The following is a 16,384-nucleotide window of genomic DNA, read 5'->3' as shown; positions in this document are numbered from 1 at the left end:
TTGTCTTATTAAATAGTTATAGCGGTAAACCGCAAACGTTTATCTTCCACGGCTAACAAGGCATTGCAAAGGACTAAAAACAGCTGGCCGTTGCTCGTGCCTCGCTATTTTGGCCAACAATTTTTAGCCTCTAAATGGGGGCGTTATATTTTTCTAGAAGGCGGAGTTAACATCCATACTTTTATGCAATATACGGATAATTAATATCTGGTTTACTTGATGTGCTTTGTAATAAACTACGTGACTAGCTTGAGGGTATTTACTGTAACCCTCTCTAATATAATCACAGTTTAATCCTAGTTCTGGTTCCTCTATTAATAACTGAAATGTGTTATCTAATATTTTTAAATAATCATTTCGCTGGGCTGTTCCCCACGTAAGTTGAGTGTACCTAGCTATTTTAATTAAATCGGATTTCGCTTTAGCTGATAATACTAATTCTTTCATTAGTGGTTTTCTTTATCCAATTCAGTTAATAAAGAATCATAACTATAATCAACTACTCCACTTTGTTCCCCTTGGATAAGCATATTGCGTAAATTTAGCAGTTTAGTTTCCTGATCTTCTAAGGATCTTAATCCTGCACGCACAATTTCACTCGCTGAACCGTAACGACCTGTGCTAAGTTGTTGGTTAATAAATTGATCAAAGTGATCGCCTAGTGTAACGCTAGTATTTTTAGCCATGATTAAACCTTTGTTTGTACCAATATATATTAGATTATGGTATAAAAAATATAACAAGGCAATCAAACGGACAAAAAACAGTTGGCTGTTTCACTCCGTTCACATTATAGCCAACTATTTTTTGCCGCTTATTGCGGCGTTGAGGCTGTAGAATTTCTCCAAAAAGGAACTATTTCACGTTCCTTTTATTACCTTTAGGTTGTATGTTTTTTAACCTTGTGCGGTGTTCTTATCTGTGATCTAATAGATATTATCCTGCTAAAGTTAATTAACATGGCTAACTACAAACCCGATTTATCCTGTCAAAGTAAGTTCATTCCCATCGATTTCTCACAGCAAATTATCCCGGGTACGTTTGAATATGCGCTTGCGCATATTGTTGAAAATCACCTTGATTTATCAGGCTTTGAACCGTGGTATCAAAACGATAAAGGCGGCGCAGCCGCCTATCCACCATCAGTGATGTTAAAGATTATTCTATTTGGCTATTCTCGTGGTTTTATCAGCAGTCGCCGCATTGCCAATGCCTGTGAAACCAACATTACTTTCATGAGTTTATCGGGCGATGTTCAGCCGCACTACACCTCTATTGCCGCATTTGTTACGCGAATGAAAGACCAAATTGAGCCGCTATTCACTCAAGTATTAATGATATGTGATAAGGAAGGACTCATTGGCCGTCACATGTTTGCCATCGATGGTTGCAAGATAAAATCCAATGCGAGTAAAGAATATAGTGGGACATTTGACGAGTTAACTCGCAAGGAAGAGAAGCTACGCAAAGCTAGCCAGCGCATTCTGGCAAAGCACCAAGCACAAGATGGTTTGAGTGAAGATGAAATCAACCATGACTTAAAACAAAAAGCGAAGCTTGATAACAGCGCCACAAAAATCAGTGATTTCTTAGCGACCAACGAAGAAAAGCACGGTAGTACAGGCAAGTCCGTTAAAAGTAATGTTACCGATAATGACAGCGCTAAAATGACCACCAGTAAAGGTACCATTCAAGGCTACAACGGCATTGCGATTAACGATGCTCGCCTTTCATTGCCATCCATGGCATCAAGGCATTAGTAAATCCCTTTACGTCAGCATCAAATCATTCTTCAAGCTCAAACTTGGGGCAGTGTTGGCGAGCAACAAACATTAAAACCCGCCATAGAACAACTCAACAATCAATTAAGTAAACTTGGTACACCAAACGCATTTGAAACCGCTAAGTTCACCGCAGATAGTGGCTTTCACAGTGAAGCTAATCTGGAATATATGGCGACAACAGGGTTAGACAGCTACATAGCTGATACGCAATTTAGAAGTCGAAATCCACTCTTTAAAACCAGTGAGACCTACCATACAGAGCAAGAAAAACGGCGATTAAAACGCAGTAAAGGCAGGGCGCGACGCTTTACACAAGACGATTTTAACTTTGACCCAACCAGCAATAGCTGCATTTGTCCTGCGGGGAAAACACTTTGGCGGCAAAGTACAAGTATCATCAGCCAAGGTAAAAGCTACGTCCGATTCACGGGCTATTTGAAAGACTGCCGATTTTGTCCACTGCAAAAGCAATGTATGCGAAAGCCGCCCAAATCAACCGGCCGACAAGTCCAGTTCTTAACGAAACTGGTACAAAATGTCAGTCACAGTGACCGAATGAAGGTAAAAATAGACAGCCCCATTGGACGACGGCAGTACAGTAAAAGATTAGGGGCAATCGAACCGGTGTTTGGCAATATCACGGTTAATAAAGGCATGAATAAATTCACCTTGCGTGGGCAAGATAAAGTGAACACCCAATGGCAAATGTATTGCCTTGTTCATAATATTGAAAAGTTAAGAAACAATCTGCATTAGGGCCTAAAAGCCCAACATCACACGAAAAACCAGCCTCAAAACGACATAAACCACTTCATCATCACTCTTAATAAACCTTTAACGATGCACAAATAAAAATCGTCCAAAAACGTAAACGTTTTTGATTGTTAAAAGAAAATAATCCAGTTAGAGTATTTTGATTAAAAATTAAATAAAAAACGAGTAATTCTACAGGCTCGTTAGACTTACAAGGATTGTTTATGCATATTTTCAAAGTTACAATTATTTTAATTTCAATTACATCATTAGGTGTTTTAGCTGGTGAACCTGTAAAACTTGGTATTTCTGGAGAGGTTGAAGCTGATGGTTTTTTTAGCCCAACTCTGGTTTCCTATACCATCAAGAAAGTAAAGTCTAATTCACCAGCTGAAAATGCAGGGATTATTGTAGGCCAAAAAATTATTTCTGTAGAAAACTGTAAAATCCCAGGTTGTCCTGCAAGTGAAGCAAAAAAATTAATGCGTAAAGAAGCTGGAGATATCCTAGAGTTAATTTTAGAAAACGAGGATGGTAGCCAAGTGCCTGTGAAAATCACTTTCTAGACATGGTAAGTCTAACAAGACGCTCTGAGCGTCGACATGATCCCCCTCCGATAAAACGGACACTAAAATCTAATGTCAGCTATTGAATAGAGTGAGTGTAGTTGAAGTAGATATTTCATTATTTTTAATACTATAATTTACGAAATCAACGAAGAAAAATTGAAGTGTTAGAATTAATAACACATTTGAGATGGGCGCTTAGTTGAGTAACACTTACTAAGAAAAATTAAACAAAGCTTTTATTAAATGCGGTTTTAACGTGATTTAAGCACTTTCATCTCGAAAAATTCAACCTGAAAAACGAGGGGCATCATGAAGGCTTTATCAGTAACTAGCACCCAGTATTAATAACTTCGACTACAGGTGATTCACCAAGCGCGGTTGCCCCTACATAAGTGATATAGCAATTAGTGTCAGATATGTGACTACGATTTACATACAAGCCCGTTCTTCCACCTAATGTAGCAGTTGTAATATAAAACACATTGTTTGAACCATTACCCGACCAAGTCCAGTCATCTTCTGAAATATCTAATCCATTTATAATACCTTCAGATCTATGTGCGTTAGGGTAACCATATTTAGTTGCTATATCCGTTGCACCATCACCATCTAAATCAACCTCCCCCGTAGCTTCAGTATGTAGGCCTTGTATAATGGATTTGGTATAAACCAATTGCCCACTAGATTTCATAGTGCCAGCAAGACTATTTAGTACAGATTCGTTAGCATCTCCTGTTAAATCTATAAACTTTGGAGCCGCAGTAGCAGCCAAAATTCCTAAAATAACAATAACAACAACTAATTCTATTAGGGTAAATCCATTACCTTTCGATATATGCCCTATGTTTCTAGGTTTTTTAGTCATAGATAATACATCTCTCATTCATCTAAGTTTGGATAGTTTAATCATATAATGTCTGAAATTTTGCTACAAGTACTTGATTAAATATCAGACAAACAACATTTGAGGTTATCTGATGGCACTTATTTAAAAAATAATGCAATAAAGAGCTAGTTAAAAATAACCTAGCCCTTTCGCTTCGTATAACTCTAATTACTCAACGCTTTTAATTTCTAACGCTTCTAATCTCCTAGCCAACCTATTTTATAAAGATCACGACGGCGATCTAAGTAATTTCTAACCGAACCTTCATTTTGCAGTTTGTTTAGTTTATCTAAATCTAAATCAACAATAATGGTCATTTCAGTATTAGGTGTTGTCTCAGCCATAATCGCATCATGAGGAAACGAAAAATCAGACGGCGAGAAAACCGCAGATTGAGCATATTGTATGTCGGCACCATCTACTTTAGGTAAATTACCCACACTACCCGCAATAGCAACGTAACATTCGTTCTCTATTGCGCGAGCTTGCGCACAACATCTCACTCTTAAGTAACCATTTTTAGTGTCTGTCCAGAAAGGTACAAATAATATTTGCACACCTTGCTCTGACAATAAGCGCCCTAGCTCTGGAAATTCAATATCGTAACAAATCAAAATTCCTATTCTGCCAAAGTCTGTATCGAATACTTTTAGCTCGTTACCTCCTTGCATGATCCAAGCGCGTTTTTCGTGTGGCGTAACATGGATCTTATATTGTGAGTCAATCGTACCGTCACGACGACATAAATAAGAAACATTAAACAGTTCATCGTTTTCAATAACAGGCATAGACCCTGCGATAACATTAATGTTGTACGACACGGCTAATTTTGAGATAACTTCGACAATCTCTACACTGTACTCAGATAAAGCTTTAATCGCTGCTATAGAGGTTTGATGGTTCTCAATTCCCATGAGTGGCGCATTAAAGAATTCTGGAAATAGCGCTAAATCACATTGATAGTCAGATAACGCATCAATAAAGAACTCCACCTGCTGCGACAACTCTTCAACTGAAGAAAATGGGCGCATTTGCCATTGCACACAACCTACACGAGCGGTTGTTTTAGCAGCACCAATAAGCGGAGCTTTTTCAGGGTCATAATAAAGGTTTGTCCACTCAAGCAAAGTTGCATAGCCGTGAGAGTCTTCATCTTCTGGTAAGTAGTTTTTTAATACACGCTTAACTTCAAATTCGTTAGACAATTGAAAGGTAAGGATCGGATCATACAATTCTTTACGCTTCACTTTTTCAATATAAGCTTGAGGCGTTAAATTAGCCGCATGATCTTTATATTTTGGTATTCTGCCGCCCGCGACTATTGATTTTAAGTTCAGGTTTTGACAAATTTCTTTACGTGCTTCATAAAGACGTCTTCCTAAACGCATGGCTCTGTAATCTGGCGATACAAATACGTCAACACCATAAAGTACATCACCTAACGGGTCATGAGTTGTTAAGTAAGCATCACCTGTAATTTCATCGTATGTATGCTGATCACCAAACTTGTCGTAATCAACAATAACGCTAAAAGCTGCTGCAACAACAACACCATGGTCTTCAATACAAATTTGTCCATCAGGAAAGACTTTAAGCTGAGCTCTAAACTTATTTTTTGGCCAAGCGCCGCCTAAACCAGGATAAACCGCATCCATTAAATCTTTTACGTAGTCATAATCGTCAAGAGTTAAATGTCTTAAATTAAGTTTATGTTCGGTGTCTTCCGTTAACGTATCATCTGTCATATTTTTCTCATTATTTAAAGGCTGGATTCTATATCCAGGACTACCCATATTTAACCAAACAATGATCTGTACTAACCTGTGTTTTTTCTCCAAAAAACAAATAAAAACCCATGCCATATCAACAGCTCATTTCGGATGATAGATATAAGGTAGCTTTGGCTAAAAGACAAGATTTATATTATAAAAAACACTAAAAAAATGAAGAAAATATCCAGCGTTTAATTTTTGAATAAACAAAGGGATAATTCACTGAGGAATGGATGATATTTCATGATTAAAAAGAAAGGGTTTTCAATGAAAATAGCACAAAACTTTAAAGGAAAAATAAAGCCTTGCACGGATAAAGATGTTCGAATAGTTATGTGATCATAACTAAAGTGGTTTTGTGTGTTTCTATTTACTTTATTCTGCAATCACTGATATTAACCTGCTTAGTTAATATGTTTAGTTAAAGTGATTAGTTAAATATGCATAGCGTTAAAGCGCTTAACTAAGAAATATAGTTATACCAAACGGATTAATTCGCTTGGTTCATAAAAATTTGCAATGTATTGCATATTTTATCTTTATTAATTGGTTTCACTAAATAATCATCCATACCTGCATCTAAACATTTCTGTTCATCACCTAACATGGCATTAGCCGTCATCGCGACAATAGGAATATTTTGATAACAAGCACCCGCAGATCCTTCTCGGATCATCTTAGTCGCTTGGTAGCCATCCATTTCAGGCATTTGGCAATCCATAAAGATGAAGTTAAAAGGCTCATCATCACTTGATTTTAATTTTGCGATAGCATCCAAACCATTAACCGCTACAACAACATGCTTAATACCTATTTTCTTTAATACGCCGAGCGCTACCATTTGATTAACTCTATTATCCTCAACCAGCAATAACCGTGTACCCTGCTTCCAATTACAATCTTTATCATTTATTGAAGTGGCTTTTTCACTTTCATCTGTGCCTTGCTCAACTGGAGGGAGGTTTAATGTCGTATTTAATGCTCGATATAAATCATCTACTGTAACAGGTTTAGGAAAGTGTCCACTTATGCCTATTTTGACTAAATCAGCTAAATCATTCTGACTTGCCATAAGAGTCATAAACATGATTTTTAATCCGTCTAGTTCTGGATGTTGACGGACTTTTTTAGCGAAAACCAGTCCTTCTTTATCTGCCAGATGACGATTCATAAGAATTAAATCAAATTGCGGACTATCTACTTGAGAGATTAATAACGACAAAGCTTCTTTTCCATTAGAAATAAGCTGTACATTCATTTGCCAATGTTCAAATTGGCGTTTAATCACCTCGCCACATGTAGCATTATCTTCAATAATCAGTACACGTTTATCTTGTAGTTGTTTTTCTGGTAGAGATAAAAGAGTGTCTTTTGACTTTTCTAAAAGCAAATCACAAATAAACACACTACCTTTACCTTCAGCACTTTCTACTCGAATACTTCCTTGCATACAGGCACAAAGTTTTTTAACAATAGCCAGACCCAAACCTGTACCACCATATTCACGCGTAGTAGAAGCATCTACCTGACTAAAGGCTTCGAATAATGCAGTTTGTTTGTCTTCTGGAATGCCAATACCTGTATCACTGACTTCAATAGTAATTCGCCAATGGCTATTAGAATGATGTTGTTGCCGAAGTCGAATAACCACTTCGCCCTGCTTAGTGAATTTAATCGCGTTTGCCACAAGGTTGGTTAATATTTGACGTATACGATTTGAATCACCAACAACAAGTGACTCCTCAACTTCAACGGTATCAAGTATGAGCTCTAAACTTTTACTTTGCGCTTGCTGTGCTGAGGCGTCAGCTAAATCTCCAGCCATTTTAATTAGATTAAAGCTGATATTTTCTAGCTCTAATTTATTTGCATCTATTTTAGAAAAGTCGAGCACGTCGTTAATAAGTGACAGCAATGACTTGGCACTTTGTTGAGCAATACCAATACGATGTTTTTGCTCTTGGTTCAATTTTGATTCTTTCACTAAATCGAGCATGCCTATAACACCATTCATTGGCGTTCTTATTTCATGGCTCATACTCGCAAAGAATTCATTTTTAGCCGTTACCGCTAAGTCAGCTTGAACTTTAGCTTTAGTTAACGCTATCGCGTTTTCTTCACGTTCCGTCAAATCATAATTTACGCCAATAACAGAAATCGGCACCTCAGCATGATCATAAATAACCGTAGCGGCGGCTTTAATATGCTTAATGGTTCCATCAGGCCAAATAATTCTGTATTGAGTATCAAATTTTGATTTATTTTCAATAGCATACGATAACTCAGATACTGCACTCTCTTTATCATCAGGATGTAGGCTGTTTTCCCATAAACTAAAAGGACTTTCTTTTACATCGGGCGATATACCGTAAACTGTGTACATCCAATCATCCCAGGTAACGTTATTATCAATGAGGTTATATACCCAAACCCCGAAACCAGCAGAGTCTGCAGCTAATCTCATACGTTGGCTATCCTCAGACATTTTTTGCTGAGCGAGTACTTTATCAGTAATATCTTGGAACGAGCCAAACATACGAACACACTTACCGTTTTCTAAATCAGCTCTTCCTCTTGCTGATACCCAAACCTCGTTTCCTTTAGCTGTGACAAGTTGTAAGTCTTTTTCAAAAGGTGTACCCGTTTTAATAGTTTGCTCTACTAATTCAGTAATAGTATTTCTGCTATACCCCTCTTTATAGAAATTTATAGCTGTTGACAAGTTAGGTTGATAATCAGAAGGAACTTCATGAATGTCTTTAGTAACATTAGACCAATAAATGGTTTCATTAATCATGTTTATTTCCCAAACACCAATTCTCGCCTGTTTGCCAATTTGCTCCATTAATGATTGTTGTGCCAGTAATTCATTTTCATGATTCGCACGTGTTAACTCAGAGCCTATCCAATGAGAAAACAATTGAATTAAATCTAATTCACGAGCTGTGAAAGGCTTAGGTGAAGGCTCAACACCTGAAAAGTTTAAGGTTCCAAAACGTTTACCGTCAACAACTAATGGCACACCAATGTAACTTTCTAAACCAAAGTTTTCATAACAAGGGTGCGACTTAATCGTACTATCTCCAGCTTGATGAAATGCAATAGCATGATCAGCCAAGTAAGTATGAAAACAGTAAGTATTGCTTAACTCAAAAACAGTGCCTGATAGAATTTCTGCATTGGGTGTATCACAATACAAAACCTTATACTCTTCATTATCAATTTCACTGATCAAAGCTAACGGTAAATTAAATATTTGCTTACCTAATGCGAGTATACTTTGGATTTTCTCCCCTAAAACCTTGTCTTGATTTGAAGTAATATAATGTAATTGTTGAAGAACGAACTCTGTATGTTTTATCTCACTAATATCATTTTGAATTACAATAAAAGATTCTATTTTATTATTATCGTTTTTTAGAGGAACAATCGTAGTACTTAACCATAGCTCTCTGCCACCTTTGAGCTTATTAATAGATTCGCCATGCCAATACTCATTTTCAGCACACTCTCTAAAAATATTCTGTAAGTAGTTCGAATCATAAGTATCACTACAAATACTCATCACATTAAGACCAATAACTTCCTCTTCGGTATAACAAAAAAACTCACAAAAACGTGAATTAACTTCTGTAATACTGCCATCATTTTCAATTCGGTAAACGATCGCATGTTTATTTATCGCAAAACTTAATTCAACACTACGCTGCTTAGACGTAAAGAGAGATAGATAACTTTTTTTGATTAGCTTTTGTAGTGGTCGAAAAATAAAGAAACTAAAGGAAACAAGTAATACCATTGCCACTAACCAAAAAACAGTTTTTAACATTTCAGAAAAAGTAATACGTGCATTTATGTGTTGTTCTATTTTCGAAACAACCTGATCAAGATCATGGAGTAATCCCTCAACTGATTTGGGTTCAAACTGGTCCATAACTATGCCTTTAGCTACTTCCTCATCAGAGGTTTTACTCAAGGCAATAGCACTTTCGGCATAACGCTCAATTTTGTTATTAAGGTAGATAGGACCATGGATATAAATTGAAGCAACTTCTTCGGGTATAATATCTGGCTGGTTATTAGCAATAACAGTTAGCCGTTCTTGATTAGTAGAGAAAGCGTAAGCACTTTCAAGTAAATCTTTATTAATACTTTGGTCTACAATATTGAGACTGAGGTTTTGATGGTGAATATAAGAAAAGTAAGCGATTTTCTGCGACAACATTCTTTGGCTGCCAGCAAGGTTAATAAGCTCTGCATCTTCTTTTTGTTGTTTGAAAAGTATAATCAAACTCAAAAAAGAAATGCTAATTAAAACAACGATAAGTGAAATCACATACAGATTTCTTACTCTAATATTCTTTTGTAATGTTTTAATATCAGCCATGATTTTATTATCTGTATCCCTGAAAAACTTTCAAAAGCCTGTAAACATTAACTATTGTTAAATACATAACTTCTCGTGGAATTTTATAAACTTTTAATGAGTATAGCTACAAAATGAAGTTCATGTTTAAAATGATAAATATTTATCCTAGACAAATCCGAACAAATTACAGATAAAAAAGAATCAATATAGAAACATAAACACCTAGAACCGAGAAATATCAGCAATAAACGTTATTATTTACCCAATAGTGAGTATTGTTGTCGAGTATATTAGGCGACGTGTTCTAGGACTTGCTAAAAAGTAAGCTAAAGTTAGTGGACCTAAACGACCAATAAACATCAGTAATATAATGATTGCCTCGCCAGCACCTGACAAAGATGTCGTTACACCTCTTGAAAGCCCTATTGTACCTAAGACTGAAACTGCTTCGAAGACGATATCTAAAAAAGGCGCCTCTTCACTTAATAATAAAAAATATAGATATCCAAGTAACACCAAGGCACACAAAACACCTTTCAGAGTTATGACTATTCTGTTCGATGAAATAGATACCACGACAACAGTTAACTGCAAAAGCGTAACTATAACGTTTTTTATTGAGTAATTTAGTTAGCATGTTAAGTATCGCTGTTTATGAAATGATCAATCTATAAGATAAATATAATTGTAACGATTATTTTTAACGCTCGGCGTAAAATTTGCGCTAAATATTTAGGGATGAATTTTTTGAGTGAAAAAAAGTGGCTTTCTATCAGGAACAGAAAGTTGTTGTAAAAATTAGACGCTATGAATGTTTATGTTTACCCGTGAGCTTAAACAAAATTTGATACTATACTTACTGACAAGATTTTTTATTATAGTCGGCTGAAAATTTTAAAAATTCTTTAGCCGGTATTGGTTTACTATAGTAAAAACCTTGCGTGCAATCACAGCCTAATTTATTCAATAATATCAATTGATTTTGTAGTTCAACACCTTCTGCTACTACAGCTAAATTTAAACTATGAGCCATAGCAATAGTTGCTTTAACAAGATCACAATCAGATTTATTTATAGTGATACCATCGATAAAGCTTCGGTCTATTTTTAATATATCAAATGAGTATTGTCGTAAATAACTTAGTGATGAATAACCTGTACCAAAGTCATCCATCGACAGTTTAATACCTAACTCATGTATTTTAGATAAGACTTCGTCAATATAAGACTTACCTATCATCAATACTCCTTCGGTGATCTCAAACTCAAAATGTTCAGGTTTAATATTGGCCTCAACAAGTGATTTTTGGACGAAACTGAATAAGCTTTTATCTCTGAACTGACGCGGTGACAAATTAACAGCTATGGTATAGTTTTCTTGCTCAGTCATTTGCCACTCTTTTAAAAATGACAACGCCTGCTTAATAACATACTGACCGATAGGAATAATTAATCCTGTGTGTTCGGCAAGGGGAATAAATTCATCAGGCGTTATATTACCTAAAACGGGATTATGCCAACGAATTAATGCTTCAGCACTAACTATGTATCCAGTTTTAACATCAAATTTAGGTTGATAATATACTTCAAATTCATCACGTTCCAATGCGCCACGCATTTGCTCTTCAATTTCAAAACGCCGGATCATAGTCACATTCATTTCTTGAGTAAAAAACGAATAAGCATTACGCCCTAAAGCTTTAGCTTGATACATTGCAGTATCAGCATTACGTAGCAAGTTGGAAGCATTTTCACCATTTTCAGGATATATCGCTATCCCTATACTTAAGGTGATCATGAGTTCTCTTCCATCGATATTAAAAGGCTTTCTAAATACTTCCAGCAGATGCTCTACAAAATCGAGTGCGTTATTCTTATCGGTTAAACCGCGTAATAAAACAATAAACTCATCACCGCCAAGTCGACCAACGGTATCTTCCTTACGTATACTTTGACTCAATCTATTAGCAGATTCTATCAGAAGCTTGTCACCTATTTCATGACCAAGAGAGTCATTCACTTTTTTAAAATCATCTAAATCTAAAAAGAGTATGGCTGTTTTTTCATGATTTCTTTGCGCTTCGTTAATCATTTGAGATAAACGATCTAAAGCTAAAAAGCGATTAGGTAATAAAGTTAAAGTATCGAAATAAGCATGATGACGGATTATTTCATCCGTTTTATGCTGCTCTGTAATATCTCTAACAATAACAACAATCTGATTATACTGGGGTAAGTGGCTAACTCTTGCTTCATAAAAAAGTAAACTATGAGGCAACTTAAGCTCATATTCAAAGCTAGAAACACCTTGTTCTTTTAATGCTTTCTCAATATAAACTTTAAGTCTATTTCCAATTCCATCGGGTAAAATATCCACCATAGACTTACCAATAAATTCTTCAGGAGTGACATAGAGTTCCTTTTGATTACAGGCATGAAAGTCAATAATAGTGCCATCTTCTTCCATAAGAAAAAACAGATCTGGCGTAGATTCAAGTACAGCTTTAAGCATATGTTCTTTAAATGCTGCATGCGCCTGTGCTTGCCGAACGTCGTTTAAATTGATATCAATACAGTACATCTGCTTTGTATTATGTTCATTAATAAACATCACATGGCTTGAAAATACACCAACTTCATTACCATTTTTATGGCGTAAGGTAATTTCAGACGCTGGAATTTCAATATTTTTATGGATCCAATCGTGATGTGCTGATATGACAATATTTCTGAGGGAGGGGGGAATAATAAGTTCTTCTATTCTCTTACCTAAAGCATCAACTTTGCTATAACCGTAAAGTAATTCGCTGCCTGCATTCCAATAAATAACGCGACGTTCTTCATCGTAGCCTTGTACAGAAACAGCATCAACCACATCAAACAATTGATGTACTGAGTCATTTATTAATGTGTGATGCCTAAATATATTGCTAATAATATTTGCTTCCATGTTGAAAAAATGAAAACGCTTATCGCCTTTTCCTTAATATTAGACACTAATTTTTATTTTGCACCGTTTACCAATAAAATTGAATACAATAGTCTATTTATTTAGACCATACTCCCTTCGCACAAAAACAAAATTAACCGCAAGCTACCTTAATCGCACTTCTAATTATTTAGCACACCCGTGTCTTTTTTCTAAAACAATACTGTTACACAAACGACATATATCTGAAATAAAACCTTCAAATATGCTTGGTAACCTCGTTGTTAAAGGAATAGTCGAGATACCCTATGAAAGAGAGTTATTTGTTATATATTTTATGCGTGATCATCGTGATTTATTTTTTAAATCTTGTTCGAATACGTTTACAGCTATCAAAAGCAAAGCACCCCTCACTACGTGGTCATAGCAAATGGTCGCGACGCATAACAAGTAAAATCCCATATTTCTCTTATAACGAGGCTCATTACTTTACCTGTGATGGCGCACCAGAAAATATTGGATTGCAACGCAAAGAAGCTTTACGTAATTTGGCAACAAACCTAAATCAAAGCTGCGCTAAATCCATTGATTATTGCAACAAACTTGAAAAAAGCGTCTCAGATATTCAATTTACCAGCAACTATCGCATTCCCTTCCCTTTTCAAAAAGGCTTACCTAAGGCATTTAAGCTTGGCTCTATTGTTGATGAAACCTTAGGGACAAAAATAAAAGATTTAGATGGTAACTGGCGCTTCGACTTGTCTGGCTCTTATGGTGTTAACGTTTTTGGTTACGATTTTTACAAAGATTGTATGGATAAAGGTTTTGAACAAGTTAAAAATTTAGGCCCCGTATTAGGGTCTTATCATCCTATTATTGCTGAGAATGTTGAATTAATTAAAAGTATCTCAGGATTAGATGAAGTGTCTTTTCACATGTCTGGCACAGAAGCGGTGATGCAAGCCGTTCGACTCGCCAGATACCACACAAAGAAAACACATTTAGTGAGGTTTTGTGGTGCATATCATGGCTGGTGGGACGGTGTTCAACCTGGCGTAGGTAACCGTCGTAAAGTAGATGATGTGTATACATTAGCCGATTTAAGTGACAACACACTGAAAATATTAGCCCGCAGAAACGATATAGCCTGTGTATTAATAAATCCTCTGCAGGCATTTCACCCTAATTCAGATTCAGGCTCAGATTCAACTTTAGTAGCCAGTGATAGAGCTACAAATTTTGATAAAGAAGCCTACAGCACTTGGCTTAAGAAGATTCAAGAAATATGTAATCGACGTAACATAGTGCTTATTTTTGATGAGGTATTTACTGGTTTCAGATTAGGTTACCGAGGTGCTCAAGGTTACTTTGATGTTCAAGCTGACTTAGTAACTTATGGTAAAACCTTAGGAGGTGGATTACCTGTAGGTGTATTAGCTGGACAAGGCTATTTGATGAAACGTTTTAGAAAAGATGCGCCTGCTGATGTGTCATTTGCACGTGGAACTTTTAACTCTCACCCTTATGTAATGGGTGCGATGAATGAGTTTTTAAATCGAATTCAAACATCTGAAATTCAAAACATATACCAAACCATTGAAGACATTTGGAATAAACGCGTTGAAAAGTTTAACAACAAATTACAAGCCAATAGCCTGCCTATAAAAATAACCAACATGCATACCGTATTATCAGTTTTGTACACAAAACCAAGTCGATATAACTGGATGCTGCAATTTTATTTAAAGGCCGCAGGTTTAGAAATGAGTTGGTTAGGTTCAGGACGAATGATCATGAGCTTTAATTTTACCGAGGAAGAGTTTGAAGAAGTCACTCATCGTTTTGTTAAAGCTGCATTAGCCATGAAAAACGATGGTTGGTGGTGGCAACCTGCTGCGCCTGCAGAGCAACTGACTAATAAGAAAATAAAACGTCAGTTCTTATACGACATGCTATCTGACCTCTTTCCTGTGCTGTCTAAAATAATCTCTCCACCGATTAAGTCGATAGCATTAACCCACACAAAATTAGACACCACAAAAACCTCACACCAGAAAACAGCTGATATTACACCGATAAAAGAGTCGTTAGATAACACGCCTGAAATAAAAGACACGATAATTAAAAAGGTATCCTAATATGCTTCAAGTCTCTAATAATATGAATGGAACAACTCCTTTAAAAAAGCATGTGAGTAAAAGCTCTTTTAGGGAATCTTTGAAACATGAATACGATGAATATTTACAATCACAAGCGAGTAGATTCAACACTGAAGATTGCTTAAGAGTAGATTTACATTGTCATGACCACAACAGCGATGTACCTGACGAATTATGGGGACGTATACTTCGCCTACCAGAAACTTGGTTAAAAACCAAAGAGTTGGTTGCTTTGCTTCAAAAGAACAAGATGGATGTTGTTACCGTAAGTAATCACAATAACGCACGTTCATGTTGGCAATTACTCGACCAAGGAATTGATGTTTTAGTAGCGGCTGAATTTACCTGTTACTTCCCTGAATACGAGTTATACATTCATGTATTAACGTATGGCTTTAGCAAAGAGCAAGAAGTTGTATTAAACGAGAAACGCCAAAACATTTATGACTTTCTTCGTTACACAACTCAGGCTAATTTACCTGTAATAATGCCGCATCCCCTTTACTTTTATACCAAAAATGAAAAAATAGATTTAAGTTTATTTGAAAAACTGGCTGTGATGTTTCAACGCTTCGAAGTAAGTAAAAAACCCCGCAGCAAGCTGTCTCGCTTAGGCTCGTCTTTCACTACGTGAAAGCGGGGTATTAATTAACCCTCTATCACCATAGTTGGAATTGATCATCTGTTATTGATTCTCGCTTAAGTTTTTTATAAGAATCATCTCCTTGATTCTTCACATAATCTTTTATTATTGACTCATTTCCATGCTTACCTACGCTGGTAATAAAGTATCCATCTGACCAAAACTCCCCTCCCCATAATTCCTTTTTAACAAATGGGCATTTCTTAAAAATCTCTCTTGCCGTAATACTTTTAACTATTTGCGCTATTTTTTTAGGGCTATACATCGGGACTGATTGAATCAAAAAATGAACATGATTTTTATCTGTTCCTATTTCTATGAACGCAATTTCATACCTTTTAGATATTTCTTCACAAACACCTTTCAGTACCTGATCAACTTCATCAGTAAATATCACTTTGCGATATTTAGCTGGACAAACAAGATGATACATTAGAACTGAAACATTATGACTTTTATGGAGAAATATACTCATCCTAATACTTTAGCGCTTATCCCAAATCGCAGCAAGCTGCGGGGA

At 36.0% G+C, this 16,384-nt stretch carries 10 protein-coding genes and 2 pseudogenes; 4 read left to right on the top strand and 8 right to left on the bottom strand.

The genetic code is table 11. From position 1 onward, the window contains the following. Positions 1-153 precede the first annotated feature (153 nt). Both ACPUVN_RS04140 and ACPUVN_RS04135 read right to left on the bottom strand, forming a co-directional pair. The gene (locus tag ACPUVN_RS04140; RefSeq protein WP_426370018.1) at positions 154-447 is read right to left on the bottom strand and encodes a type II toxin-antitoxin system RelE/ParE family toxin; all 294 of its coding nucleotides are present in this window, start codon (positions 445-447) and stop codon (positions 154-156) included. Next, entirely contained in the window at positions 447-686 is a 240-nt protein-coding gene (locus ACPUVN_RS04135) for a type II toxin-antitoxin system ParD family antitoxin (protein ID WP_426370017.1), read from the bottom strand. The genes ACPUVN_RS04140 and ACPUVN_RS04135 overlap by 1 nt, the downstream gene beginning before the upstream one ends. Positions 687-959: 273 nt before the next feature. Here ACPUVN_RS04135 and ACPUVN_RS04130 point away from each other — a divergent pair. Beyond that, positions 960-2,540 (top strand): annotated as a pseudogene (locus ACPUVN_RS04130) (transposase). Positions 2,541-2,761: 221 nt separating this feature from the next. Then, positions 2,762-3,103, top strand: coding sequence for a PDZ domain-containing protein (locus ACPUVN_RS04125; RefSeq protein WP_426357877.1), 342 nt, complete (start codon positions 2,762-2,764; stop codon positions 3,101-3,103). Positions 3,104-3,434: 331 nt separating this feature from the next. Here ACPUVN_RS04125 and ACPUVN_RS04120 read toward each other — a convergent pair whose 3' ends face one another. From ACPUVN_RS04120 to ACPUVN_RS04100, 5 genes and pseudogenes are all read right to left on the bottom strand, one after another. After that, a complete protein-coding gene (locus ACPUVN_RS04120; protein WP_426370016.1) occupies positions 3,435-3,971 on the bottom strand; it encodes a type II secretion system protein in 537 nt (178 codons plus the stop codon). A gap of 218 nt (positions 3,972-4,189) precedes the next feature. Beyond that, positions 4,190-5,737 (bottom strand): GNAT family N-acetyltransferase, encoded by a 1,548-nt coding sequence (locus ACPUVN_RS04115; protein WP_426357879.1) that lies wholly within the window; start codon positions 5,735-5,737, stop codon positions 4,190-4,192. Positions 5,738-6,254: 517 nt separating this feature from the next. Continuing rightward, complete coding sequence (locus ACPUVN_RS04110) at positions 6,255-10,151, bottom strand: response regulator (RefSeq protein WP_426370015.1); 3,897 nt, start codon at positions 10,149-10,151, stop codon at positions 6,255-6,257. A 240-nt stretch (positions 10,152-10,391) separates the two neighbouring features. After that, a pseudogene (locus ACPUVN_RS04105) lies at positions 10,392-10,659 on the bottom strand (potassium transporter TrkG); the annotation flags it as partial. 330 nt (positions 10,660-10,989) lie between these two features. Further along, positions 10,990-13,083: a sensor domain-containing protein gene (locus ACPUVN_RS04100; RefSeq protein ID WP_426370014.1), complete on the bottom strand. Its 2,094-nt coding sequence runs from the start codon at positions 13,081-13,083 to the stop codon at positions 10,990-10,992. Positions 13,084-13,412: 329 nt separating this feature from the next. Between ACPUVN_RS04100 and ACPUVN_RS04095 the strand changes: the two genes are divergently transcribed. After that, a complete protein-coding gene (locus ACPUVN_RS04095; RefSeq protein WP_426357882.1) occupies positions 13,413-15,200 on the top strand; it encodes an aminotransferase class III-fold pyridoxal phosphate-dependent enzyme in 1,788 nt (595 codons plus the stop codon). Position 15,201: 1 nt separating this feature from the next. Beyond that, a complete protein-coding gene (locus tag ACPUVN_RS04090) occupies positions 15,202-15,855 on the top strand; it encodes a PHP domain-containing protein (RefSeq protein ID WP_426370013.1) in 654 nt (217 codons plus the stop codon). Between the two features lie 25 nt (positions 15,856-15,880). Here ACPUVN_RS04090 and tnpA read toward each other — a convergent pair whose 3' ends face one another. Continuing rightward, on the bottom strand, positions 15,881-16,339 hold the full coding sequence (gene tnpA, locus ACPUVN_RS04085; protein ID WP_426370012.1) for an IS200/IS605 family transposase: 459 nt from the start codon (positions 16,337-16,339) through the stop codon (positions 15,881-15,883). Between the last annotated feature and the right edge of the window lie 45 nt (positions 16,340-16,384).

Source organism: Pseudocolwellia antarctica (assembly GCF_049933045.1).
Classification (GTDB): Bacteria; Pseudomonadota; Gammaproteobacteria; order Enterobacterales; family Alteromonadaceae; genus Pseudocolwellia.
Note: the sequence above shows the minus strand (reverse complement) of the source record. Positions and strands in the feature narration are given on the sequence as shown.

Bases quoted from the DNA above. Each gene is read 5' to 3' on its own strand.
- ACPUVN_RS04140 (WP_426370018.1), bottom strand. From the start codon at position 447: ATGAAAGAATTAGTATTATCAGCTAAAGCGAAATCCGATTTAATTAAA.
- ACPUVN_RS04135 (WP_426370017.1), bottom strand. From the start codon at position 686: ATGGCTAAAAATACTAGCGTTACACTAGGCGATCACTTTGATCAATTT.
- ACPUVN_RS04125 (WP_426357877.1), top strand. From the start codon at position 2,762: ATGCATATTTTCAAAGTTACAATTATTTTAATTTCAATTACATCATTA.
- ACPUVN_RS04120 (WP_426370016.1), bottom strand. From the start codon at position 3,971: ATGACTAAAAAACCTAGAAACATAGGGCATATATCGAAAGGTAATGGA.
- ACPUVN_RS04115 (WP_426357879.1), bottom strand. From the start codon at position 5,737: ATGACAGATGATACGTTAACGGAAGACACCGAACATAAACTTAATTTA.
- ACPUVN_RS04110 (WP_426370015.1), bottom strand. From the start codon at position 10,151: ATGGCTGATATTAAAACATTACAAAAGAATATTAGAGTAAGAAATCTG.
- ACPUVN_RS04100 (WP_426370014.1), bottom strand. From the start codon at position 13,083: ATGGAAGCAAATATTATTAGCAATATATTTAGGCATCACACATTAATA.
- ACPUVN_RS04090 (WP_426370013.1), top strand. From the start codon at position 15,202: ATGCTTCAAGTCTCTAATAATATGAATGGAACAACTCCTTTAAAAAAG.
- tnpA (WP_426370012.1), bottom strand. From the start codon at position 16,339: ATGAGTATATTTCTCCATAAAAGTCATAATGTTTCAGTTCTAATGTAT.